Genomic DNA, 23589 nt, shown 5'->3' with positions numbered 1-23589 from the left:
GGGTGCCAGTGGGGGCGTGGTGGGGGAGGATCTCCCGGTAATGGCACCCCTTGGGGTTGGGGCGGGCAGCAAAAAAGACGGCCCCTGTCTATCAAGGGGCCGTCATACCGCGCGGGGCGGATTAGAAGGGCAGGCGGCGGAAGATCTGCCGGGGGATGAAGTTAAAGGCGGTGGTGACCAGCCGGAAGGCCGGGTGGACAAAGATGATGTCCTTGCCGCCAGCCACGGCCTCCACGGTGTCCTTGGCCACGCGCTCGGCGGGAACCGTGAGTGGGGCCTCCTTCACGCCGGCGGACATCTTGGTGCGCACCTGGCCGGGCCGCACGGTGAGAACCTTCACACCGGAGCCGCGCAGGGCCTCCCCCAATTGGGTGTAAAAACCGTCCAGGCCGGCCTTGGCCGCGCCGTAGACGAAGTTGGAGCGGCGCACCCGCACGCCGGCCACGGAGGACAGCGCCACGATGGTGCCGTGGCCTTGCTTCTTCATGGCCTGGCCCAGGAGCACGCCCACGGAGACCGGCCCGGTGTAATTCACCTGGGCGCTCGCCACGGCCTTGGCCTGATCCTGCCAGAGTTCTTCCTGATCGCCCAGGGTGCCAAAGGCCACGATGGCCACGTCTACGTCGCCGTGGGAGAAGGCCTGTTCCACCACCTCGGGGTGGGTGTCAAAGGCGGTGGCGTCGAAGTCGAGCACCGTCACCTCCGTGGCACCGGCCTGGGTGAGTTGGGCCACGGCGGCGTCGATACGCGGGCTGGCGGCGCGGGCCGCCAGGGTGACGCGGGCGGGGCCGCGGTGGAGGAACTCGGAGACGATGGCCAGGCCGATCTCCGAGGTTCCGCCGAGCAAGAGGATGTTTTGGGCTTGGCCCACTGCGTTCAACATTGAGGCTCCTTGTGATTAGCGCAATTCGAGGCGGCGGGACATGTCCGAGGCGAATACCCCGGTGGGATCGATGGCGTTGCGGGTGCGCAGCCAGCCCTCCATGCCGGGGTACATGGCGTGGAAGTTCTCGGCGGAGGTGCGGGATTCCTTGGCCAGGTAGAGGCGGCCGCCGAACTCCATCACCTGACGGTCGAGGTCATCGAGGAGTTCGCCCAGGCCGGGGCGGATGGGGAAGTCCACGCAGACGTTCCAACCCGGCATGGGGTAGGAGAGCGGGGCCCGGTTGCCGGGGCCGAAGAGCTTGAACACGTTGAGGGCGGAATAATGCCCCGAGGCCTGAATCTGCTTGATGATGTCCTTGAAGGGCTCCACCGCCTCCGTGGGCACCACGAACTGATATTGCAGGAACCCCTTGGAACCGTAGCCGCGATTCCATTCCCCGATGAGATCCAGCGGCTGATAGAACTGCGTGAGATTCTTCACCTGGTTCCGCGCCGGGGCTCCCATGAGGTAATAGGCCTGGCCCACGGCGGAGAGGCTGAGCTTGTTGAGCGTCCAGGAGGGGAAGATGTCCGGCACCGTCATGAGCTGCGGGGCGTGGAACTTCAGGGGGTCCTTGGCCAGCTTGGGGGCAAGTTCCTTCAGCTGATCCAGGGTGGCCAGGGAACCCCGGGAGATGGTGGCGCGCCCGAGCTTGGGGGCCGGGGAGATGGCATCGAACCACGCGGAGGAATAGGTGTAGTTGACCTCGGAGCCACCGGAGTGGAACGCGATGGTCTCGTCCAGGGTGTCGGTGCGGTCGGTATCCGCGATGAAGAAGGCCGTCTCCGTCTTGGTCATGCGGATCACGGCGCGCAGGATGATGCCGGTCAGGCCCATGCCGCCCACGGTGGCCCAGAAGAGCTCGCCCTCGGGATCGTCCGGGGAACCCTCCGGCTCCAGGTGCAGCACGCGGCCGTCGGCCACCAGCAGCTCCATGGACACCACGTGGTTGCCAAAGGAACCGGCCGAATGGTGATTCTTGCCGTGGATATCCGGCCCGATCGCCCCGCCGATGGTCACCTGGCGGGTTCCGGGCAGCACCGGAACCCACAGCCCATAGGGCAGGGCGGCCTTCATCAACTGGTCGAGGGTCACGCCCGCGTCCACGTCCACCAGGGCGGAATCCGGGTCGATGGAGTGAATGCGGTTCAGCGGTTGCATGTCCACCACGAGGCCCCCGCCGTTTTGGGCGGGATCGCCGTAGGAGCGGCCCATGCCGCGGGCGATCACGCCGCGCCGGGCGTACTCGGGCTTGGCCGAGTTCTCATCCGCCACCTGGGCCACGGCCTCGATGATCGCCTCCACATCCGGGGTGGAGAGCACGTGGGCCGTGGACGGCGCGGTGCGGCCCCATCCGTAGAGGGACTGTTCCTTGGTTTGGAATGCCATGATAGAAGGAATCTTTCCGAAAAAGGCGTACTAGATACTGCACCCACCTTAGCGCCCCGGCGGGGCAGGGCCGCGCGGATACGCCGCGGATCACAGATCCATGATCTCCCGCACCCGGGCGGGAAGTTCCTCCTGCGAGGTGATCTCGGGGCCGCGGTACTCGCGCAACTCCTGGTACACCAGCACCCGGCTTGTGGAATCGAGCAGCGGAAGCTCCTGGGCCATCAGGCGCGTCATGAAGTCATCCAGGGGGAGATTGGTGCGCTGCGCCGCCTCGTGCTGCTCCGGGTGACCTTTTCTTCCGAACATGCCTCCCAAGGATAGCTAGGGTGGTGGGCATGATGCAGAAGGATTCCTCCAGGCTGAACCACACCCGCGCCGGGCGATTAGCCCAGGCGGCCTTCGCGGGCGCATGGGAGGCGCTGCCGGATTATGTTTCCTCCCGCGCGCGCCGGGGCGCGATCAAGGCGGCTCTGGTGGCGGGTGGAATCGCCGTGGTGAGCGCCACCACCAGGGGAGAGGGCCTCCCCGAGGACACCCCGGGTGGGATGGACCTTTCCCCCACGCAAACGTGGGCGGCGGTGGCGGCTGGACTGGTGATGTTGGCCATCATGCCGGTGCTGAACCATAAGGTGCGCGTCTGGCTGACCGGGGGCCTGCGCCGCTTCGGTATCCGCCGCCCCTACACGGCGCTGGGTGCCGGAGTGGCCGCGCTGGTGTTCGCCCTGCTGGAAGCGGAAGCGGCGGAGGTACGGCGATGATCGCGGTCGTCGATAAGCAAGAGGAAACCACGGTGGTGTGGCACGTGCAGACCACCGTGGGGGACACCGCCCTGATGTCCGGCGCGTGGATCGTGGCCGACCCCACCGACCTGCTGGTGGGCGCGGTGCGGGTGACCCCTGGGGAGGAGACGGTGCGCGAACTGGCGCGGGCGATCAACGCGGAGCGTGAGCGCATCCGCGAGGCCTGCGCGGAGACCGTCACCGGACTGCGCCTCGATCCCCTGGTGGAGCCCGACCTCGACCAACTATCGGCGTCCTACCAGGGGGAACCCGCCGCTCGGCGCGCCTGGGTCACCGCCACGGCGCTGGCGCAGCTCGTGCAGCAGTGGCACACCCTGGAGACGCAGCGCCGCTCCCGCAAGCACCTCCAGGAGGTCTTTGGCAAGGAAATCCGGCCCCTGCCCCTGGCGCCCCATGAACCCTGAACCCACCACCGTGATCCTCCAGGCCGCCAGCCTCACCGGCGAGGTCTACCGGCACATCGGCATCGACGCCTCCCTCCACCTGCGCGACCTCCACCGCGTGCTGGACGCCTGCTTCGGGCTTATCGACGCCCCCACCTGGGGTTTCCGGCACGGCTCGGAGGAAGGTAGCCGGGGCGTGGACGGTGGCGAGCGCATCGACACCCACTTGGGCGCGGTGGGCGAGAACCTGACCTACGAGTGGGGGCTGTGGCAGATACGCCTCACCGTGGTGGGGGCCTTTGTGCGCGACGACCACACCCCGTGGGCGCTCTGCGTGGGGGGATCGGGAAGCTTCCCGCACACCACCTTCGACATGCCCGCCATCAACACCGCCCTGGTAGGAGGCGCGGCCACGCGCGAGGTACTGGAACGGGTACGCCCAGAGGTGCGCTCGGTGCTCTCCAGGGGAAACCTCATGGACTTCGTGCCGCTGCTCCAGGCCCTCGACCTGGAAGCACCCGTCACCCCAAGGAGCGCGTGGACGGAACTGGAGGCGGCAGTGCCTTCTGTGCCTTCGGGCGCTTCCCCGGAGACCGCCCAGGCCCATCGGGACGCATTCTGGTGCGCCCTGCTGGGATTCGCCTGTTTCTCCGGGGACGCCGTAGCCGACGCCGTGATGGCGGCCGCGATGGAGGCGCTGGGATACGGGGAAAGACTCAGCGGGAAGGAAGTGCGATCCTGGTGCGCAGACTCCCTGGACAGGTTGGCCGCGATGGGCGGATGTGGCGAGAACCAGGCGCCCCCGGTGGAACGGCTGGACATGTACCGGGTGCTTCTGCGCGGAAGCGCGGCGGTGCCGGGTTTGGCCGGGGACTCTGAGCGCCCCGTCAGTTCAGCGAGGCGGCTCAGGGTGTTGAAGTAACGGGCGCTGAAGTAGGCTGAGGGCCCGTGCACGACTTAAAGAGCCAGGGCATCCGTTTTCTCATCAGCGGCGGGATCTCCGCCGTGGTCGATCTGGGGCTGACCTGGATATGCAACGTGGTGGTGGGAATGAGCATCCCCGCCTCCCGCACCATCGGCTTTATCTTTGGCACGCTCGTGGCCTACATGATTAACCGCCGCTGGACTTTCCGCGCCGAACCCTCCTGGCGACGTTTTCTGGCGGTGATGGGCCTCTACGCAATCACCTACGGCGTGAACGTGGGCGGCCAAACCCTCTGCCAGCGACTCTTCCAAGACTGGGGCTGGGACCACAACCTCGCCCTGGTGGTGGCCTTTGTTCTGTCCCAGGGCACGGCCACCGTGATTAACTTTGTGATGCAGAGGGCGTTTATCTTCCGGGTGAAGTAAGGGTTGTTTTTGGGGTTGTTTTTTTGAGATTGTTTTTTTGGGGGGGGGGCTTGGCTTGGCGGTTTCTGGTGGTCCTAGAAGTTGGCCGGGGTGGTTCCTGGGTGATTTTCTTGCTGTGGTTCTGAGCCAGTGCCCTTGCACCCGCGCCTCTGCACCCGCGCTAAGGGGTGCCATTGCGGGTGGTGTGTGGGCGCCAACCCCGCTAGTGACACCCCTTCGTGTTGGGATGCCCGGGCCGCCTATTCTGGGTGGCCTATTCTGGGCGGCGGAATTGCTCCCGGCGGCCAAGGCGATGCAGGGAGAGCCACTCCTTGAACCCGGCCGGGTCGCGCCGCTGCACCAGGAAGAACCAGGCGAAACGCCCATACTCCTGGGGGAGGAGTTTGCGCATTCCGGGTTGATTCATGAGGTATCCCCGATTGCGGTAGGTGAAAAAGCGCTTGGTCTTGCTGCTGGGGTACTGGGTGTGCATTTTGCCTCCCAGGATGGGTTTGAACTCGTCCGAGCCATCGGGGTGGAGATACGCGGTGGTCAGCGCGGTACCAAAACGTAGCCCCGAGCGCACAAGGCGGCGGTGGTACTCCACCTCGTCTCCGCGGATAAAGAGCCGATAATCCGGCACACCGATGATCTCCATGGCGCGGGCGGAGATGAGCGCGCCGTTAAAAAGGCTGGCGATCCCCGGGAGAAAATCTCCTTCTAGGTCATCTAGCTTTCGCTTCCACGTCACCCCCTGGCGGAGGGGGAAGGCGAGGCGTTGTGGGTCATCGATGTTGCACACCACGGGCGAAACCTCGTGGAGACGGTGACGGGCGGCGGCGTCGATAAGCGTGGCGAGGACGCGGTGGTCTCGGGGACGGCCGTCATCGTCGGCGCACCAGATGGCTTCGGCCCCCAGAGAGAGCGCGGTGAGAAACCCATAGGCGAATCCGCCGGCGCCGCCGAGGTTGGTCTGGCTGGGCAGGTAAACGCCGCGATCCCCAGCCAGCTCGTTGAGGAGAAGGCGCACGGCGTCCTCGGCGGCGTTGTCCACCACGATGACCCATTTCACCGGCAGGGTTTGCTGGCATACCTGTTCCAAGGAGGCACGGAGTTGCTCGACTCGCTTGTGAGTGACGATGACGGCGGCAACGGAATCAGAGCTTCGCAGCGGCGGAATCATGCTTATATTCTGCCACGCTGCGGTGCCACCGCCACACGGGATCATTGCTAAAAGGAGAGGGAAGTCCCCGTGCGATAGCAATGATATCCTCCACTACTTTTTCGCAGTGATGGTCCACGCAATCGGAGGTATAGCGCAGGGCATAGTACCCTTGACTCACGGCGTTATTGGTTTTCCACCGATCTTTGACAAAAGAAGCACCATTGCTATGAAAGGCCGTGCCATCAATATCGATGAGGGTTTTCCGCTTTCCCTCCACCAGGGCATCCCAGAAGTGATTACCAATTTTCACGTTCAGGGTGATTTTTAGGCCTCGGACTTTGATTGGTCGGAAAACTCTGCGTTCTGTTTCACTATCGGCGCCGATGGCGGATCGCGCAAGAACCTGGACTAATCCTTTGCGTGAGGCGGTACCCAGCCGGGAAGCATCCTCTTCCAAAGAAGATTGTCCGTTCTTGCCCGCGTAGCAATACTCAAGGACGCGCATGAGTATGTCCTGGGTACTATCGCGCAGGCGGCGCCGCACCGACTTGAGCGCGGTCACCAACTTTGGCGGCGGGAGCAAAGAAAGATCCCGCACCACCGCGGAGGCGCAGAGGACTTTGATTCCCTGAACCAAGGTGGTGGGAAGGCAACGACGCCGACTGACGCGAAGGGTGCGGGTGTTTTTCTCGGATTTTCCCCGGGGAACCACGGCGTGAAGCGGAAGCGTAACCTCCTGATTAAGAAATAACTGAATTGCGGTGACTCCGGTGAAAGCCAGATGAGGTTTAAGAAGAGAGTAAGTGGCGCAAATTTGACGCGGCGACAGTGATTTTTCTGAATACAACCCGCGCATGATCCTGTGGAGGCTGCCTTCTTTGATGCGGCGTGCAATGGAATATCGAGTCTCTCCCATTCGCCTGAGCTCGGCTGTTGAGGCGACAATAATGCCGTCAATTCCCATGCGTACCATCGTGATCCCCCTGGTGGTGTGTTCCTTGGTTGCCCACTGTAGAACACCGGCGGGACACGAGTGTTCGAATGGCAGGCATGGCTGTGGATAACTTCCGGCCTGTGGATAACCGTCTGCCGATGGGGTGCCACTGGAGGGTTGAAGCTTATCGACGCCGCCCTAATGGCACCCTTTCGCGCAGGGGGTGGGCAGGAGGTGTGGGGTCGGGAAATTTATGAAACTGATGTGGTTGGTGGGGTTTGTGATGGGAAAATATCGGTCTCACCAACGCTAAGGGGTGCCACTAGCGCACGTCGAGGCCTCCCAGCCCCTCTAATGGCACCCCAAAAAGCACCGCCGCAGGAGACAGCAACACCGCGAAAGCCCCAGGAAACACCACGGCCCTTACCCCTGGAACTCGGCCAGCATCTCCCGCATGCGTTTGCCGGCCTCGGGGCCCTCGTAGGCCTCCGCGACCTCGTCTACCAGGCCGGCCTGGCGAATTGTGCCGTGGTCGATCCAGAGGGCGGTGCTACAGAGTTGAGCGAGGAAATCGTTGGAGTGGGAGGCAAAGACGAGGATCCCTGAGCGTTTCACCATTTCTTGGAGGCGCACCCTGGCCTTCGCCATGAAGGCGGCGTCCACGGCGCCGATGCCTTCGTCGAGGAGCAGGATCTCCGGTTCGATGGAGGTGACCACCCCGAGGGCGAGGCGCACACGCATGCCGGTGGAGTAGGTGCGTAGCGGCATGTTGAGGTATTCGCCGAGTTCGGAGAACTCCGCGATGTCATCCATCTTCTTGCGCATGGAGCGGCGGGTTTGGCCGAGGAAGAGGCCGCGGATGATGATGTTTTCGTAGCCAGAAATTTCCGGGTCCATGCCCACGCCGAGGTCAAAGACGGGGGCCACGCGTCCGCGAACGCAGGCCGAGCCTCGGGTGGGTTCGTAGATGCCGGAGAGCAGGCGCAGGAGGGTGGACTTTCCGGCGCCGTTGTGGCCCACGAGCCCCACGCGGTCTCCCTCGCGCAGGTGGAGGTTGATGTCGCGCAGGGCCTCTACCACCACGGTGTTTTCCTGGTTGCGGCCGATGGCCCCGCCGGCGGCCCCGAGGAAGGCCTTTTTCATGGAGCGGGATTTGGCGTCGAAGATGGGAAAGTCCACGCAGGCGCCGTGGGTATCAATGGAAACCACGATATTTTCCTTTCTTTATACCCAGTAGTTCACGCGGAAGCGCCATTGGCGCATGGCCAGCAGGGTGAGGGTGAGTCCGGCGGCGGTAAAGCCCAGGACGATCCACCAGTGGTAGGTGGGGAGCGGCGCACCGATCATGGGGGCGCGCACGATTTCTAGGTAGTGATAAAGGGGATTGAGCTGGGCGAGGTGGGCGCGCTGGTCTGCGCCGTCGATGTTATTGCGCAGGGTGGAGGTCATCCACACGATGGGTGTGATGTAGAAGAGGAGTTGGGTGCCGGCGTCGAGAAGCGGGGATACATCGCGGTATCTGGTGGCGATAATGCCAAAGAACATGGCCACCCACACCCCATTGACGATCAGCAGCGCAAAGGCGGGGAACATCAGTAGAACGTCCCACCCCAGGGGGCGGGGGAAGATCAGCATGAGTATTACCCAGATCACCAGATTGTGCGCGAGGAAGAGGGTCTGCTTCCACACCAGCCGGTACACGTGCACGGATAGCGCCGAGGGCAGTTGCTTAATCAGCCCCTCGTTATCAATGAAAATGTCCGCGCCTTCTTTAATGCAGCCGGAGATGAATCCCCAAATAATCAACCCCACGGTCACGTGCGGCAGGAACTCCGCCAGCGGGATTCTAAAAAGAACGGAGTAAAGCAGGCCCAGGGCTAGCGCCATCACGCCGGTGGCGATGGTGATCCACAGCGGGCCCAGCACCGAGCGTCGGTAGCGCTGCTTGATGTCCTGCCAGCCGAGTTGCAGCCACAGCTCGCGTTGGCCAAATCCGCGCACCAGGTCGGCCCAGGCGGCCCGGAAGGTGCGGGACTGGGAGGCGGGGGCGGCGTCGCCAGTAGCCTCCGTCATCCGGGCGATGTCTGCTCTGAGGGGTTGCATGGTGCCCCAGCCTAATAGAGGCTGGGTGGCGTGCCGGGGATCAGGGCGCTGACGTGCAGATGTGGCAGTTCGGCGTGGGTTAGCAATACACTCTGGTTTAATGCAGTGAGAAAGAGGAGGCTATGGGCTACGACGTTGCGGGGGTTCGGGGGCTTTATAGTGCGCTCGGGGACGGCTGGACATACCTCAACGCGCACGAGCGGCCCCAGATTCCCGAGCGGGTGATGGTCGGGGTGGCGCGCGCGTTCCGCACCGCCCCCACTCCGATTCGCGGCGGCGCGACCTCCAAGCACGGCCACGCCGCCCGCCTGGAGGGGGACCTGCACGTGCAGGCGGCGCGGGTGGCCGTGGCCGACCTCGTAGGCGCCACGCCGGATCGGGTGGTGCTGGGCAGCAGCCTCGAAGCCCTCTACCGCAACCTGCTGCGGTGCATGAAGCCCATGCTGCGGCACGGCTCCTCGGTGGTGGCGTCCCGCCTGGATCGGCCGGAACTTTCCCAGGTGCTTATCGACGCCGTCCCCGACGTCCGCTGGGCCGAACCCGACCTCGCCACCGGTGAACTCCCCGCGTACCAGTACACCGAGTTGGTGGATCGCAGCACCCGGTTGGCCACCATTCCCGCCGCGCATGATCTGGTGGGGGTGGTCACGCCGGTCAAGGAGATCGTGGAGACCGCGCACCAGCTCTCCCGGCTGTGGGTGTTGGTGGATGCCTCGGCCTACGCCCCCTACCGGCTGCTGGAAACCAGCGAGTGGGACGCGGACATCATCGCCCTTGACCTGGCGGCCCTGGGTGGGCCACAACTGAGCGCATTGATTTTCCGCGACGAACGCATGATTCGGCGCCTGGATCGCCCCGAGCGTCTGGAGGAGCCCATCTCCGCGGGTCTGGCGGGCGGGGTTTCCGCCCTGGTGGATCACTTCTCCTCCCTGGTGGAAGGCGCGCGGGGCACCCGACGGGAGCGGTTGCGCTACTGCATGGATCACCTGGATTATTACCTCAGCGACCTGGGGCGAGACCTCACGTTCTTCCTCGGCTCCCTGCCGAGCGTGCACATCATCGGCGTGTCCGGCGAGGCCGCCGCCGAGGCCCACGTGGATCGCGTGCCCCGCATCTCTTTCGCGGTGCGGGGCGTGCCTGCCCAGACCGTCTACCAGCGGCTTTTGGATAATGATCTCTACACCACCCTCACGCCCCACACCCCGCTGTTAGAGGCGATGGGGATCGCGGAGATCGGCGGCGCGGTGACCGTCTCCCTTGCCCCCTTCAACCAGGGGCACGACGTGGATCACCTCACCCGCGTGGTGGCCTCGCTGGGCTAGGCGCTACGGGGTGAGACGCGGAGCGCGATCTTGCCCCTGACCTTCCCGCCGGTGAGCGCGGCGTGGGCGAGGGCGGCGTCGGCAAGCGGGTAGGTGGCGTGGACGCGGTGGCGGAGGGCCCCGCTGGCCAGCATGGGCCACACGTTCTCCACGGTGGCGGAGACGATGGCGGCCTTGTCCTCCAGGCTGCGGGCGCGCAGGGTGGTGGCGTGAATGCTGTGGCGGCGCGGCAGCATGGCACCCAGGTTGATCTCTGCCTTGGTGCCGCCCTGGAGGCCGATGATGGTGAGGCGGCCGTCGAGGCCCAGGCAGCGCATATTCCTCTCCAGGTACTTTGCGCCGATAATATCCAAGATCACGTCGCAGGAACCGCGTAATTCCTCCGCAAAATCCTGCTCGTGATAATTAATCAGAATATCCGCGCCCAATTCGCGGCAGAAGTCCAGTTTCTCCGCGGAGCCAGCCGTCACGGCCACCTCCGCTCCCAGGGCCTTGGCCACCTGAATGGCGCACGCCCCGATCCCGCCAGCCCCGCCGTGAATGAGCAGGCGCTGCCCGGCCCTCAGCCCGGCGAGCATCCCCAGGTTTGACCACACGGTGCAGGCCACCTCCATCACGGAGCCGGTCTCCGCCAGCGTGAGTCCCTGCGGCACCGGGGCCAGCTGCCCCTGCGGCACCGCCACCAACTCCGCGTATCCCCCGCCGGCCAGCAGGCAACCAACCTCCTCGCCGGGAGTGCGGCCGGTATCCCCGGCGTCCACGATCGTTCCGGAGCACTCCAGGCCGATGATCTCCGAGGCCCCCGGGGGCGGGGGATAATGCCCCCGCGCCTGCAACACATCGCCGCGATTCACCCCGGCGGTATGCACCTTCACGAGCACCTCGCCGGGCCGCAGCTCGGGCGTGGTGGTCTCCGCGAGCGCCAGGGAACTCGGATCATGGGGATCGGTCAGCGTGATTGCTTTCATGGCCCCCAGGGTAAAGGTTCCGGGTGAGTTGGGTAGGGTGATGAGTGCCGCTGCGGCGGCGAGGAGACGTGGCAGAGCGGCCGAATGCACCGGTCTTGAAAACCGGCGGGTGTCACAGCCCCAGGGGTTCAAATCCCCTCGTCTCCGCTTTTTCTTGCGCTGGTGCGTGGCGCTAAGGGGTGCCATCTCGGGGTTCGGGGTGCCAGCGACGGTGCTGCTGGCACCCCTTCCGGTTGTTTGCCTATCTACGCTCACGTGAACCCCGCCGCCCTCCCACCCCAAGGGGTGCCACTAACCATCGGGGCTTGATCCACAACCCTGTAATGGCACCCCTTAGGGCGAGAGTGCGGAAGAGGGAGGGGCGGGCGTCGATAGGCGGCGAACAAGCACCAAGCAGCACCAAGGGGTGCCACTGGTGGCCGAGGCCCCCGCGCCACCCGGCTAATGGCACCCCTAAGCGCTGACGCCGGCCCCGCCGAGGCCGAGTTCCCGCCAGGCGGCGATGACCTGATCGACCTCGTCCGCGGTGGTCACGCTGAGGCGCACGCCGTCGGGGAAGGCGCGGACGAGGATCTGGCGGGCGGCCAGGGCCTCGGCGATGCGGGTGGGGTAGTCCGGGTCGCCTTCCGGGGTGGGGAGCCACACGAAGTTGCCCTCGGAGGGGAGGGATCCGATCTCGGCGGCCAGGCGCTGGCGCTGCTCCACCACCTCGTCGGTGCGGGCCAGGAGTTCTTCCTCGGCTTCCAGGGAGGCAATGGCCCCGGCTTGGGCCACGGACGAGATGGAGAAGGGGATGCAGACCTTGTTGAGGGCCTCGATGTATTCGGCGGGGCCGAAGGCGTACCCTACTCGGGCACCGGCGAGGCCGTAGGCCTTGGAGAAGGTGCGCAGGGCTACCAGGTTGGGCCAGCGGCCGATCTCCACGGTGCCCTCGGGGGTGTCCTCGGCGCGGTTGAACTCGTAGTAGGCCTCGTCCAGGGCCACGGTGATGTGGGCGGGGACGCGTCGCATGAAGGAATCGAATTCCGCTTGGGTGAGGGCGGAGCCGGTGGGGTTATTGGGGTTGCAGAGGAAGATGAGCGTGGTGCGCTCGGTGATGGCCTCAATCATGGCGTCGAGGTCGTGGCGCCCGGCCTGATCCAGGGGAACCATCACGGGCTTGGCGCCCACCACCTGGGCGAAGATGGGGTATGCCTCGAAGCTGCGCCAGGGGAAGATCACTTCGTCGTCCGGGCCGCTGGTGATCTGTACTAGCTGCTGGCACAGCGCGGAGGATCCGCACCCGGTGGCCACCTGTTCCACCGATACCCCGAGGTGGGCGGCCAGGCTGTGGCGCAGGGTGTTGACTCCCATGTCCGGGTATCGGTTGGCCCCGGCGGCGGCGCGGTTCATGGCCTCTACCACGGAGGGCAGCGGCGGGGTGGACATCTCGTTGGAGGAAATCTTGATGGCCTGTTCAAGATTCTCGCCGGGGACGTACGCGGGAATGGAAGCGAGGTCGGGTCGAATCATAGCGATAGTCTAGCGTGGCGGTTTGTCATTACCGCGGGGGACTGGCTATTATTCCAGGAGGTTTAGGAGACGTGCCAGAGCGGCCGAATGGGGCTCACTGCTAATGAGTTGTCCTCTTAACGGGGGACCGGAGGTTCAAATCCTCTCGTCTCCGCCACGCGCCCGTGGCTCAACGGATAGAGCATCTGACTACGGATCAGAAGGTTGGGGGTTCGAATCCCTCCGGGCGCACCAGGCGTAGGCCCTGTTTCTGCTCATTCACGGTAGAAGCGGGGCCTTTTCCGTTCGCTTCCCTCAGTGTAGGAGTTCCCATGGCCTCTGAGAAGATCACCCTCACCCGCTTAGACTTCGATCCCGCCCGCGCTCCGCAGCTCGCGGAGGAATTGGCGCAGGCCCCGATCCACGAGGTCATCGAGGTGGTGGAGCGCAGTCCCGCCGCCCGCGCCGCCCTGATCCTGAGGCTGCTCTCCCGCAGCCGGGCCATCGACGTCTTTGATGCCCTTGACCCTGCCCACCAGGCCGACCTCATCGGTGCCTTGCAGGGCAAGGAGACCTACGAGTTCTTCGAGGACATGGACCCGGATGACCGAGTCTCCCTCCTCGACGAGTTACCGGCGGAGATCGCGGAGCAGTTGCTGCGCAACCTGGATGCCACGGAACGCGACGTCACCGGCGTGGTGCTGGGTTACCCCAAGGGCTCGGTGGGGCGTCGTATGTCCCCCGAGGTGCCCACCATCTACGCGGACATGACGGCGGGGGAGGCGCTGGCGGAGATCCGCCTGCAAGCGCACGAGGTGGAAACCATCTACCTCATTCCCATCACCAACCGGGATCGCACCCTGGTGGGCGTGTGCTCCCTGCGCACCATGTTCACGGCGGAGCCGGAGACGCCGCTGGAGCGCCTCATGGTGGAGCCGGTGTACGCCAACGCGCACGACGACGCCGAGGAAACCGCCCGCTGGTTCCTCCCGCTGGACTACCTGGCGATTCCCATCGTGGATGACTCCACGCGACTGGTGGGCATACTCACCTTCGACGACGCCGCCGACATCGCCGAGGAGGCGGAATCCGAGGATTCCGCCCGCGCCGGCGGTGCCGAGCCCCTGCAACAGCCCTATCTCTCCACGCCGCTGCTGAAGTTGGTGCGCTCCCGCGTGGTGTGGCTGCTGGTGCTGGCGGTCTCCGCGCTGCTGACGGTGAAGGTGCTGGATACCTTCGAGGCCACGCTCTCGCAGGCGGTGGTGCTCTCCCTGTTTATCCCGCTGCTGACTGGTACGGGCGGCAACACGGGGAACCAGGCCGCCACCACTGTCACGCGATCTTTGGCGCTGGGAGACGTGCGCAAGCGCGACGTCGCCCAGGTGATGTGGCGCGAGCTGCGGGTGGGCTTGGTGCTGGGCGCCCTGCTGGGTTCGCTCGGCTTCACCCTGGCCACCCTGGTGTATGGGCTGCCCATCGGCATGGTGATCGGGCTGACCATGCTGGCGGTGTGCACCATGTCCGCCACGGTGGGCGGGGCCATGCCGATCATCGCCAAGGCGGTGGGGGCGGATCCCGCGGTGTTCTCTAACCCCTTTATCTCCACGTTCTGTGATGCCACCGGGCTGATCGTGTACTTCTGCATCGCCAAGGCGATCTTGGGGCTGTGACCAGGTAATTTGTTGGTCCTTGGGGGGGAGGGGTAACCTCTCTTTTCAGAGCAACGGAGTTATTTATCATGCTGTTGCCTGCGCCCGTGGCTCAACGGATAGAGCATCTGACTACGGATCAGAAGGTTGGGGGTTCGAATCCCTCCGGGCGCACTTTTCTTTTTCTGGGGGTTATGCACTGAAAAAGGGCCGGGGTTCTGTCACAATGAGCGCGTGAAATATCAGAGCTGTCTCAGCGCCCTCGTCATCGCCGCTAGTTCCCTCTCCGCCCCCACCGCCCTGGCCCAGCAGCCTCCCCAGGCCCAGCAAGATCACCAGCCGGTGCGTCTGAGCGTGCAAAATATCACGGACTTCCACGGTCATTTCTCCGAGACCAAGGATGATCCCGGCGCCGCCCGGCTTTCCTGCGCCCTGGACAAGGCCGCCGAGGGCGGCCCTCGGGTGCTCACGGCCTCCGGCGATAACATCGGAGGCTCTCCCTTTAATTCCGCCATCCTCGATGATGAGCCCACCGTGGAGGTGCTCAACCAGATGGGCCTGGACGCCACCGCCGGGGCAACCACGAGTTTCATAAGGGCTACGCGGACCTCACCGAGCGCGTGATCCCCAACGCCGATTTTGCCGTGCTCGGCGCGAACGTCTCCGGCGGCCAAGCCCCGCTGGAGCCCTATGCAATCCGCGAGATCGACGGCGTGCGCGTGGCGATGGTGGGGGCCGTCACCGCCGATACCCCGCAGCTTGTGGCCGGGGACGGCGTGGCCGGACTGCATTTCTCCGATCCCATCGAGGCCGTGAACACCACCGCCGACTCACTGGTGGAATCCGGCCAGGCGGACGTGGTGGTGGCCCTCCTCCACGAGGGAATCCAGGGTGATGAGCAGTGGTCCCCCAACGTGGACATCGTGTTCCCGGGACACACTCACCGAGTGGTGGAGCCCACCACCCCCGGCCCGCTCGTCGTCCAGGCGGGGCAGTACGTGCGCAACCTCGTGGACGTGGATCTCACCGTGGACCCCGCCACCAAGCAGGCGCGTATCGACGCCGTCCATCTCCTCGACGAGGCCGCCATCCGGGCCTGCGAGCAGCCGAATCCCCAGATCGCCGCCACGGTGGCCGCCGCCGAGGCCCAGGCGGAAGAGGAAGGCAAGGAGGTGGTGAGCACCGTGACCGCCCCCTTCTATCGCGGCACTAACCGAGCGGTGGAATCCCAGCTCAACAACCTCCTGGCCGAGGTGGCCCGCGAGGGAATCACCAAGAATACCGACGTCACCGCCGATATTGGCGTGATGAATGCCGGTGGCGTGCGCGCGGACCTGGAAGCCGGCGAGGTCACCTACGCGGACGCCTTTGCCGTGCAGCCCTTTGGTAATGACAACACCTACACCACCCTCAAGGGCGCGGACTTCAAGGACGCCCTGGAACAGCAATGGCAAGCCCAGGAAAGCCGCCCCGCCCTCTCCCTGGGCGTGAGCGACAACGTGACCTACACCTACGACCCCACCCGTCCCCTCGGCGACCGGGTGACCTCCGTGACCATCAGCGGCGAGCCCCTCGACCCGAACAAGGACTACGTGGTGGCCGGATCCACCTTCCTCCTCGGCGGCGGCGACGGCTTCGAGGCCTTCACCAGGGGAACGCCCCTGGCCCCCACCGGCTATATCGACGTGGAATCCTTCATCGAGTACCTCAAGAGCCACCCCGATCTCACTCCCCGCCCTGGCCAATCCAACGTGGCTCTCACCCCGAGCGGGCAGTGGACGCCAGGCGGCATCGTGACCCTTGACCTCTCCTCCCTGATTTACTCCCAGGGGGAAACGGCCACCACCGTGACCGCCCAGATCGGTGATTCCCAGGTCAGCGCCCCCATCGACCCGGACTTTGGGCACCCCGATTTCGGCGAAGCCGGCAAGGCCACCCTGGAACTTCCCGTCCCGGCCAACCTCAGCGGGGAACAAACCCTGCTCATTACTACCGACGCCGGGACTTCCATCTCCCAACCCATCACCATCGAGCAGCGCTAAGGGGTGCCAGTGGGGCGTCGATAAGCGCGGCGGCGAGGCAATGGCACCCCAAAGCGCCGGGGCGGACGGCGAGCAGCGCTAAGGGGTGCCATCTCGGGGTTCGAGTGGCCAGCGAGGGCGCCGGTGGCACCCCTTAGAACACCTCGATCCGCGCGCCCAGGGACTCAGCCTGGATCAACTGCCGCTCCCAGCCGGGGCCGCCGGGATGAACGCGCAGCACCGGGCGGGCGGAGATCCGAATGGGGCTCACGGAGTCCTTTAATGCGCCCGAGCGGGCCTCGAAGCGCACGCGGGAGCGATGGCCGGCGTCGGTAAGCTCTTGAAGGTGGGGGTGGGGGCCGGTGAGTTGGGCGCGGGCGTCGTTCAGGAGGGACAGGGCCTCGTCGAGGGCGTCCACCAGGGCCTCGGAGTTGGTCTCGCACATGGCGCGCACCAGCGAGGGCGCGGTGCCCGCCACGCGGGTGCCATCGCGGAAACTCCCGGCGGCCAGGGAAAGGGCCAAGGCCCCGCCATTATCCCCGGTGATTGCCAGCGCCTCGGCCAGCAGGTGCGGGAGGTGGCTCACGCGGGCCACGGCGGCGTCGTGGCTGCTCACGCGCGCCGGGATCGCCTCGGCCCCCACGGCGGCGATCATGCGCACCACGTCCGTCCACAGGGCCACCCACTCGGGGCAGGGGGTGGTGTCGCAGGCGTGATCGAAGGTGATGACCCAGGCGGCGCCGTCGAAAAGCCCCTGGTGGGAGGCCTTCCACCCGGACTGGGCGGTGCCGGCCATGGGGTGCCCGCCCACGTAGCGGGATTCCAGGCCGCGGGCGCGCACCATCTCGTACACGCGGGACTTCACGGAGGCGACGTCGGTGAAGCCACAGCGGGGAGCGTGCTCGGCCAGGGCGTCCAGAAGCTCCGCGAAGGAGGGCAGCGGCGTGGCGAGCACGATGAGCGCGCCTTCCTCGTTGGCGCGGTGGAGCGTGCCCAGGAGATCGGCGCTGACGTCGAAGCCCTCGTTGGTGGCGGTGCGCGCGCCGGAGGGGGAACTATTATAGCCGTACACGGGGTGCCCGGCGGCGTGGAGATCGCGCAGCAGAGAGCCGCCGATGAGACCGATGCCGAGGACGCAGACGGGGCGAGAAAAAGCGGTGGAAGTCACCTGACAAGTGTGGCACATTCCGACTACCGTTACGGGGTATGGAACCCGAGGACTACGGCGAGAGCTTTGCCGTGACGGTCACCCGCGTGGCCGGCCAATGGCAGGTGCGCGAGTACGACGACGACTTTGAGACCATCGCCACCGCCGTCTCCGCCGTGCGCGCGCTGCGCAGCGAGGGCCCGGCCTTCGCGCTGCTGTGCGTGGAGGACGATTACTTTGTGATCGTGCGCCCCACCCCCCAGCGCGTCAAGCTGCTGCTTTCCGACGCCGTGGCCGCCACCGAGGACGACTTTGCGGCCTCCATCCTCGACGAGATGGACGCCGAGATCCCCTACGACGCCGCCGAGGACGACGCCTGGGCAGACGGCGACTTTGACATCCTCGCCGACCTCGGCCTCTCCGAGCAGGTCATGGGGGTGATCGCGGACGACGACGAAGCCTGGGCCTCCGAACAACTCATCCGCATAGCAGAAGAACTGGACTTCGACTCCGAGTTTCTCGACGCCACCGGGCTCGACGATTAATGCCGCTCTTCTCCCTGCCCGTGCCGTGGGGGCAGCGCCGCGCCGAGGAGGCCATGCGCCGCGCCGTGGAGGTGGCGCGCTCCACCCCGGCCGCCGACGTGCCGGTGGGGGCGGTGATCCTCGGCCCCGACGGCTCCGAATTGGCTCGCGCCACGAACAGGCGTGAGACCGACCGCGATCCCACCGCCCACGCCGAGGTATTGGCTATCCGCCAGGCGGCGCCGGTCTCTCGGGAGCACGGCGACGGGTGGCGGCTCAGCGATTGCACCCTGGTGGTGACCCTGGAACCATGCGCCATGTGCGCCGGGGCGCTCCTGGGGGCGCGGGTGGGATCGGTGATCTTTGGCGCCTTTGAACCCAAAACGGGGGCCTGCGGCTCCGTCTTTGATCTAGTGCGCGACAGGGCGGCACTCCATCACCCACAGGTGCGCGGCGGGGTATTAGAAGAGGAATGCGGGGAGTTGCTGGCCCGGTTCTTCGCGGAGCGGCGTCACATTAATGTTTCATAACAGAAAGATCACAATAATGGGGGAACGGTGGCGCGGGCGCTCACTCTTCTCCTATGCTCGGTGAGGAGTGAAAGGAGAAACATAAATGGGTTTTCTTGACGAAGCAAAAGACAAGCTGAACGAAGCCAAGGACAAGGCCACCGACGTGGCCTCCGATCTGAAGGATAAGGCCGAGGGCGCAGCCTCCGAGGCCAAGGACAAGGTAGAGGAGCAGAAGTAACATGGGTGATTTTCAAGACAAGGCCGAGGGTCTGGCTGGCAAGGCCAAGGAAGCCGTGGGCGATGTGACCGATAACCAGGACCTTGAGAACGAGGGCAAGACCGATCAGGTCAAGTCCGACATCAAGGAAAAGGTCACCGAGGCCGGCGAGGCCATCAAGGACAAGGCCAACGAGGTTCTCGGTTCCTTCAAGAAGGACTAATCCTCGCCCTTGCGATTGTTTTCGAGGCTGATTTGAGGTTTCGGCCCCGGCTTGGATAACGTACTTGGCGGTGGCGTGTCCGAGCGGCCGAAGGTGCTCGCCTCGAAAGCGAGTGTTGGGTAACCCCCAACCGCGGGTTCAAATCCCGCCGCCACCGCCACAAACCCGGTTTCCCCGATGAGGGGGAGCCGGGTTTTCTCGTGTTGATGGTGGGGCAGCGACGCTATAACGACGATAACGACGCTAAGGGGTGCCATTGGAGGGGAAGGGCGCCCTGGGAACCCGGCAATGTCACCCCTTGGGGTTGGGGGCGGTTGGGTGGGAATCACATCCCCACCCGCGAACGTTGCCGGGAAGCGCTAAAGGGTGACGCCGGGGGCGTCGATAAGCAAGACCAGAGCCACTGGCACCCCAAAAGGGGGTGCGCAACATCAAGGGGTGCCGCCTTTGCCCCAGAACAACCCGCCGCGTACCCAGTGGCACCCCTTAGCGTTGCCCCGCCGCAGCCGCCGGCCCAACCCACCCGCAGAACACCTCAAGGGGTGCCAGCGGGGGCGCTGATAAGCCGCACCCGGCCGAGGTGGCACCCCTCTGTACACTTGGGGAGTCTTTAAGTCGATGGAGGGACGTCGTTCGTGGCTGAACTGTTGTACTCGCTGGGGCGTTGGTCGTTCCGCCGGAAGTGGTGGGTGCTGTGCACCTGGCTGCTGGTGCTGGCGGCGATGGCGGGCGCGGCGCTGTCCCTCATGCGGCCGTTTACCAACCAGTTCTCCATCAATAACTCGCCCGCGATCGAGGCCACGCGCATGCTGGTGAGCAACTTCCCGGATCAGGGCAATCCTGTGACGGCGGCCTCGGTGAACGTGGTGTTCCAGGCGCCGGAGGGGGAGAAGCTCAGCGACCCGCAGAACGTCAAGGCCATCGACGACGTGATCGGAGCCCTTCGCGCGGATCTGGGGGACCTCATCACGGACACGCAGCGCTTTGGCAACCCGGTGACCAAGTCTGCGGAACTGGAGCAGCAGGTGATCCAGACCTCCGTGGATTCCGGCCTGCCGGAGGAGAGCGCACGGGAGGACGCGGAGAATCTGCGGCTGCTTTCCCAGGACGAGACCATCGGGTACACCACCTTCGCCCTGGACGTGGAGACCTCGATGGACGTGACCCAGGAGCAGCGCGACGCGGTGACCGCCGCGATGGAGAAGGGCCGCGCCGAGGGCCTGACGGTGGAGGCCGGCGGGGCGGGCTTTGGCGATCCCATCGCCATCAAGGCCTCCAGCGAGGTGGTGGGTTTGGTGGTGGCCTTTGTGGTGCTCATCTTCACCTTTGGTTCTCTGGTGGCCGCCGGGCTGCCGCTGATAACGGCGGTGATCGGCGTGGGCATCGGCGTGCTGGGGATCCTGCTGACCACGCGCTTTGTGGAGCTCAATAACATCACGCCCACCCTGGCGATCATGATCGGCCTGGCGGTGGGCATTGACTACGCCCTTTTCATTCTGGCGCGGTATCGCGCGGAGCGCGCCCGCCTGGAACCGGAGAAGGCCGCCGGCATGGCCGTGGGGACGGCGGGCACGGCGGTGGTGTTCGCGGCGGTGACGGTGATCGTGGCGCTGGCGGCCCTGGCGGTGGCGGGGATCGGTTTCCTCACCGCGATGGGCCTGCTGGCCGCGTTCACGGTGTTTGTGTCCCTGCTGGTGGCCCTCACGCTGGTTCCGGCGCTGCTGGGCATCGTGGGGAACAAGGCCTTCGCGGGCGCGATCCCGGGGGTGGCGGGGAATCGGCGCGGGGCGTGGCGACGCCGCCCCGGGCGCTCGGGGCGCTCGGGTGAGGCGGCGGGCGCGGTGGGCGCGGCGGCTGAAGCGGAGGCCGCCGAGGTGGCGGCCCGCCCCGCCTCCCACCGGACTGAGCTGCACCGGAGTGAGTCGCACCGGAGTGAGCCGCACCGCCCTCAGTCTCACCGGCTCAGGTCCCACCGCCGCGCCCGCAGGGGCGCGCGTATGAGCATGGGCCGCCGCTGGGTGCTCTTTGTGCACAGGGTTCCCGGTTTGGTCATCGCGGTGGTGGTGCTGGGGCTGGGGGCTCTTTCTTTCCCGGTGAGCCAGCTGGAGATGGCCCTGCCCTCGGATTCCACCTCGAACCTGGAGACCACGCAGCGTAAGTCCGCCGATCTCATGGCGGAGGGCTTCGGCGCGGGGGTGAATTCCCCGTTCCTGCTGGTGGTGGACGCCCACGAGGTTTCGCCGGAGGCCCCGGCGCTGAGCACCTTCATGGAGGCCCAAGGGGAGGCGGCCGTGGAGAATCCGCAGCGCGCGGCGGCCTTGAGTTCCTTTATCTATGCGGTGGATACCATCGACGGCATGGCGGGGGTGAAGAACGCGCAGTTGGTGGGCGCGAACGAGGATTCCACCGCCGCGCAGATCATGGTCACCCCGTTGACGGGCCCGGACGATCAACGGACGGTGGCCCTGTCTCACGCGCTGCGCGAGCGGGCCAACCAGATCGCGGACGCCACCGGAACCACGGTGGGCCTCACGGGCCTCACGGCGGTGCAGATGGACATCACGGAGACCCTGGCGGGGGCCATGCCGGTGTATTTGGGGATCGTGGTGGGCCTGGCCATCGTGCTCTTGCTCTTGGTATTCCGCTCGATCATGGTGCCCTTGGTGGCGGGCCTGGGTTTCTTGCTTTCGGTGGGGGCGGCCTTTGGCGTGACGGTGCTGGTGTGGCAGGAGGGCCTGTGGGGCCTGGTGGGCACCCCGGCCCCGCTGATCTCCTTCATGCCGATCTTCCTGATCGGCGTGACCTTTGGCCTGGCTATGGACTATCAGGTCTTTTTGGTTACCCGCATGCGCGAGCATTACACCCACTCCGGTGGGGTCTCGCGGTCCCGGTACACGGCGGTGGAGGAGTCCATCATCGAGGGCTTTGCCCAGGGGGCCCGCGTGGTCACGGCGGCGGCGCTGATTATGATCGCGGTGTTCGTGGCGTTCATCGATCAGCCCCTGCCGTTCATTCAGATCTTTGGCTTTGCGCTGGGCATGGGCGTGCTCTTTGATGCGTTCTTTGTGCGCATGGCTCTGGTGCCGGCCGCGATGTTTGTGCTGGGCCGGGCCACCTGGTGGATGCCCCGGTGGCTGGATAAGGCGCTGCCCTCCCTCGACGTGGAGGGTTCCGCCCTGGAGAAGAAGATAATGGGTAAGCATGACTGATCTTTCCTTTGAGGTACACACCCGCCTGGGCAACGCGGCGCCGGGTGAGAATGGTAAGCACGGCAAACACGGCCGCACGGGCGTGATCCATACCCCTCACGGGGACATCGCCACACCGGCTTTTATCCCGGTGGCCACCAAGGCCACGGTGAAAACGCTCACCCCGGAGCAGATCAAAGAGACGGGCGCGCAGGCGATCCTCTCTAACGCCTATCACCTGTATTTGCAGCCCGGCCCGGAGATCGTGGACGAGGCCGGGGGCGTGGCGGCCTTTGAGAACTGGCGCGGCCCCACGTACACGGATTCCGGTGGCTTTCAGGTGATGAGCCTGGGGGTGGGTTTTAAAAAGGTGCTGGCCATGGATGTGGCTGACCTCACCACCGCCGATGTCCGCGCGGCCAAGAAGGAGCGCCTGGCCAAGGTGGATGAGGACGGCGTGGATTTCAAGTCCGTGATCGATGGCTCCGCGCACCGCTTCACCCCCGAGGTATCCATGCGGATCCAGCACCACCTGGGCGCGGACATCATGTTCGCCTTCGATGAGCTGACCACCCTGGTGGATTCGCGGCAGTACCAGGAGGAATCCCTGGTGCGCACCACGCGCTGGGCGCAGCGCTGCCTGGACGAGCATGATCGCCTCACCCGGGAGCGCGTGCACCGCCCCAAGCAGTCGCTGTGGGGCGTGGTGCAGGGCGCGCAGTACGGGGACCTGCGCCGTAAGGCAGCCCGCGATCTCGTGGCGCTTTCCGACGCCGCTGAGGCCCAGGGCAGGCGCGGCTTCGGGGGTTTTGGCATCGGCGGCGCCCTGGAGAAGGAGAACCTGGGCACCATCGTGGGCTGGGTGTGCGATGAGCTTCCCGAGCACAAGCCGAGGCACCTGCTGGGCATCTCGGAGCCGGATGACCTCTTCACCGCCATCGAGGCGGGCGCGGATACCTTCGATTGCGTGGCTCCCACGCGCCTGGGGCGACGCGGCGGGGTGTACACCCTCGACGGCCGGCTGAACCTGACCAACGCCCGCTTCAAGCGTGATTTCCAGGGCATCGACGAGGAGTTCGGCGGCTACGTCTCCGAGAACTACTCGCGGGCCTACATCCATCACCTGCTCAAGGCCAAGGAGTTCCTGGCCGGCACGCTGTGCACCATGCACAACCTCACGTTCATGGTGCGGCTGGTGGATAATATCCGGGCGGCGATGGAGCGGGGCGATTATGAGGCCTTCCGCGATGAGTTTTTGGGCCGCTATTATCGCCATTAATTACGCGGGAGCCCGCG

At 65.7% G+C, this 23589-nt stretch carries 24 protein-coding genes and 5 tRNA genes; 19 read left to right on the top strand and 10 right to left on the bottom strand.

Annotated elements, in window-relative coordinates; all coding sequences use genetic code 11:
• Nucleotides 1-121: 121 nt before the first annotated feature.
• The 3 genes from dprE2 to Cocul_RS06620 all read right to left on the bottom strand — a co-directional run bounded on the left by dprE2 (nt 122) and on the right by Cocul_RS06620 (nt 2623).
• Nucleotides 122-883 carry a decaprenylphospho-beta-D-erythro-pentofuranosid-2-ulose 2-reductase gene (gene dprE2 / locus Cocul_RS06630; protein WP_055122485.1) on the bottom strand — a complete coding sequence of 254 codons (762 nt, stop codon included), beginning with the start codon at nt 881-883 and terminating at the stop codon, nt 122-124.
• 15 nt (nt 884-898) lie between these two features.
• Nucleotides 899-2314, bottom strand: a complete 1416-nt coding sequence (gene dprE1 / locus Cocul_RS06625; RefSeq protein ID WP_055122484.1) for a decaprenylphosphoryl-beta-D-ribose oxidase — start codon at nt 2312-2314, stop codon at nt 899-901.
• Nucleotides 2315-2404: 90 nt separating this feature from the next.
• A complete protein-coding gene (locus Cocul_RS06620) occupies nt 2405-2623 on the bottom strand; it encodes a hypothetical protein (protein ID WP_055122483.1) in 219 nt (72 codons plus the stop codon).
• Nucleotides 2624-2652: 29 nt separating this feature from the next.
• Between Cocul_RS06620 and Cocul_RS06615 the strand changes: the two genes are divergently transcribed.
• From Cocul_RS06615 to Cocul_RS06600, 4 genes are read left to right on the top strand one after another with little or no spacing between them, the layout of a single operon-like run.
• The gene (locus Cocul_RS06615) at nt 2653-3075 is read left to right on the top strand and encodes a hypothetical protein (protein WP_150114400.1); all 423 of its coding nucleotides are present in this window, start codon (nt 2653-2655) and stop codon (nt 3073-3075) included.
• A complete protein-coding gene (locus Cocul_RS06610) occupies nt 3072-3521 on the top strand; it encodes a hypothetical protein (protein ID WP_055122481.1) in 450 nt (149 codons plus the stop codon). Before Cocul_RS06615 ends, Cocul_RS06610 begins: the two co-directional genes overlap by 4 nt.
• Nucleotides 3511-4422 carry a plasmid pRiA4b ORF-3 family protein gene (locus tag Cocul_RS06605; RefSeq protein ID WP_055122480.1) on the top strand — a complete coding sequence of 304 codons (912 nt, stop codon included), beginning with the start codon at nt 3511-3513 and terminating at the stop codon, nt 4420-4422. The genes Cocul_RS06610 and Cocul_RS06605 overlap by 11 nt, the downstream gene beginning before the upstream one ends.
• Nucleotides 4423-4448: 26 nt before the next feature.
• The gene (locus Cocul_RS06600) at nt 4449-4850 is read left to right on the top strand and encodes a GtrA family protein (RefSeq protein ID WP_055122479.1); all 402 of its coding nucleotides are present in this window, start codon (nt 4449-4451) and stop codon (nt 4848-4850) included.
• 253 nt (nt 4851-5103) lie between these two features.
• Here the strand turns inward: Cocul_RS06600 and glfT1 are convergent, their stop codons facing one another.
• The 4 genes from glfT1 to wzm form a co-directional block, all read right to left on the bottom strand.
• Nucleotides 5104-6012: a galactofuranosyltransferase GlfT1 gene (glfT1, locus tag Cocul_RS06595; protein ID WP_055122478.1), complete on the bottom strand. Its 909-nt coding sequence runs from the start codon at nt 6010-6012 to the stop codon at nt 5104-5106.
• Nucleotides 5987-6958, bottom strand: a complete 972-nt coding sequence (locus Cocul_RS11900; protein ID WP_160318499.1) for a type IV toxin-antitoxin system AbiEi family antitoxin domain-containing protein — start codon at nt 6956-6958, stop codon at nt 5987-5989. The genes glfT1 and Cocul_RS11900 overlap by 26 nt, the downstream gene beginning before the upstream one ends.
• A gap of 393 nt (nt 6959-7351) precedes the next feature.
• The gene (gene wzt, locus Cocul_RS06585) at nt 7352-8137 is read right to left on the bottom strand and encodes a galactan export ABC transporter ATP-binding subunit Wzt/RfbE (RefSeq protein WP_055122476.1); all 786 of its coding nucleotides are present in this window, start codon (nt 8135-8137) and stop codon (nt 7352-7354) included.
• A 15-nt stretch (nt 8138-8152) separates the two neighbouring features.
• Entirely contained in the window at nt 8153-9031 is an 879-nt protein-coding gene (gene wzm / locus Cocul_RS06580) for a galactan export ABC transporter permease subunit Wzm/RfbD (protein ID WP_055122475.1), read from the bottom strand.
• 122 nt (nt 9032-9153) lie between these two features.
• Here wzm and Cocul_RS06575 point away from each other — a divergent pair, with 122 nt between their 5' ends.
• Complete coding sequence (locus tag Cocul_RS06575) at nt 9154-10353, top strand: aminotransferase class V-fold PLP-dependent enzyme (RefSeq protein WP_055122474.1); 1200 nt, start codon at nt 9154-9156, stop codon at nt 10351-10353.
• On the opposite strand, the gene Cocul_RS06570 is transcribed toward Cocul_RS06575, so the two are convergent.
• Nucleotides 10350-11321 carry an NAD(P)H-quinone oxidoreductase gene (locus Cocul_RS06570; RefSeq protein ID WP_055122473.1) on the bottom strand — a complete coding sequence of 324 codons (972 nt, stop codon included), beginning with the start codon at nt 11319-11321 and terminating at the stop codon, nt 10350-10352. The two genes, Cocul_RS06575 and Cocul_RS06570, sit on opposite strands and share 4 nt — an antisense overlap.
• Before the next feature lie 62 nt (nt 11322-11383).
• Here Cocul_RS06570 and Cocul_RS06565 point away from each other — a divergent pair.
• Nucleotides 11384-11468, top strand: a tRNA-Ser gene (locus Cocul_RS06565).
• 306 nt (nt 11469-11774) lie between these two features.
• On the opposite strand, the gene Cocul_RS06560 is transcribed toward Cocul_RS06565, so the two are convergent.
• A complete protein-coding gene (locus tag Cocul_RS06560) occupies nt 11775-12833 on the bottom strand; it encodes a pyridoxal phosphate-dependent aminotransferase (protein WP_055122472.1) in 1059 nt (352 codons plus the stop codon).
• A 65-nt stretch (nt 12834-12898) separates the two neighbouring features.
• Between Cocul_RS06560 and Cocul_RS06555 the strand changes: the two genes are divergently transcribed.
• The 6 genes from Cocul_RS06555 (at nt 12899) to Cocul_RS06530 (ending at nt 16503) form a co-directional block, all read left to right on the top strand.
• A tRNA-Ser gene (locus tag Cocul_RS06555) sits at nt 12899-12990 on the top strand.
• A 1-nt stretch (nt 12991) separates the two neighbouring features.
• Nucleotides 12992-13067 (top strand) — tRNA-Arg (locus Cocul_RS06550).
• A gap of 77 nt (nt 13068-13144) precedes the next feature.
• Nucleotides 13145-14482 carry a magnesium transporter gene (gene mgtE / locus Cocul_RS06545; RefSeq protein ID WP_055122471.1) on the top strand — a complete coding sequence of 446 codons (1338 nt, stop codon included), beginning with the start codon at nt 13145-13147 and terminating at the stop codon, nt 14480-14482.
• An 80-nt stretch (nt 14483-14562) separates the two neighbouring features.
• Nucleotides 14563-14635, top strand: a tRNA-Arg gene (locus tag Cocul_RS06540).
• Between the two features lie 60 nt (nt 14636-14695).
• Entirely contained in the window at nt 14696-15085 is a 390-nt protein-coding gene (locus Cocul_RS06535) for a hypothetical protein (RefSeq protein ID WP_055122470.1), read from the top strand.
• On the top strand, nt 15082-16503 hold the full coding sequence (locus Cocul_RS06530; protein WP_055122469.1) for a bifunctional metallophosphatase/5'-nucleotidase: 1422 nt from the start codon (nt 15082-15084) through the stop codon (nt 16501-16503). The genes Cocul_RS06535 and Cocul_RS06530 overlap by 4 nt, the downstream gene beginning before the upstream one ends.
• Nucleotides 16504-16636: 133 nt before the next feature.
• On the opposite strand, the gene Cocul_RS06525 is transcribed toward Cocul_RS06530, so the two are convergent.
• The gene (locus tag Cocul_RS06525; protein WP_055122468.1) at nt 16637-17668 is read right to left on the bottom strand and encodes a prephenate dehydrogenase; all 1032 of its coding nucleotides are present in this window, start codon (nt 17666-17668) and stop codon (nt 16637-16639) included.
• Between the two features lie 20 nt (nt 17669-17688).
• On the opposite strand from Cocul_RS06525, the gene Cocul_RS06520 reads away from it, so the two are divergent.
• The 7 genes from Cocul_RS06520 (at nt 17689) to tgt (ending at nt 23572) form a co-directional block, all read left to right on the top strand.
• Nucleotides 17689-18174: a tRNA adenosine deaminase-associated protein gene (locus Cocul_RS06520; RefSeq protein WP_055122467.1), complete on the top strand. Its 486-nt coding sequence runs from the start codon at nt 17689-17691 to the stop codon at nt 18172-18174.
• Nucleotides 18174-18683 carry a nucleoside deaminase gene (locus Cocul_RS06515; protein WP_055122466.1) on the top strand — a complete coding sequence of 170 codons (510 nt, stop codon included), beginning with the start codon at nt 18174-18176 and terminating at the stop codon, nt 18681-18683. The genes Cocul_RS06520 and Cocul_RS06515 overlap by 1 nt, the downstream gene beginning before the upstream one ends.
• Before the next feature lie 85 nt (nt 18684-18768).
• Entirely contained in the window at nt 18769-18903 is a 135-nt protein-coding gene (locus Cocul_RS13010; protein ID WP_281176070.1) for a hypothetical protein, read from the top strand.
• Nucleotide 18904: 1 nt separating this feature from the next.
• Nucleotides 18905-19105 (top strand): CsbD family protein, encoded by a 201-nt coding sequence (locus tag Cocul_RS06510; protein ID WP_055122465.1) that lies wholly within the window; start codon nt 18905-18907, stop codon nt 19103-19105.
• Between the two features lie 69 nt (nt 19106-19174).
• Nucleotides 19175-19265 (top strand) — tRNA-Ser (locus tag Cocul_RS06505).
• 475 nt (nt 19266-19740) lie between these two features.
• On the top strand, nt 19741-22314 hold the full coding sequence (locus tag Cocul_RS06500) for an MMPL family transporter (protein WP_055122464.1): 2574 nt from the start codon (nt 19741-19743) through the stop codon (nt 22312-22314).
• Entirely contained in the window at nt 22307-23572 is a 1266-nt protein-coding gene (gene tgt, locus Cocul_RS06495) for a tRNA guanosine(34) transglycosylase Tgt (protein WP_055122463.1), read from the top strand. Before Cocul_RS06500 ends, tgt begins: the two co-directional genes overlap by 8 nt.
• The last annotated feature ends 17 nt before the right edge of the window (nt 23573-23589 follow it).

Origin of the sequence: Corynebacterium oculi, assembly GCF_001412105.1 — a bacterium.
Classification (GTDB): domain Bacteria; phylum Actinomycetota; class Actinomycetes; order Mycobacteriales; family Mycobacteriaceae; genus Corynebacterium; species Corynebacterium oculi.
The sequence above is the reverse complement of the archived record's forward strand: the minus strand, read 5'-3'. Positions and strand labels throughout refer to the sequence as shown.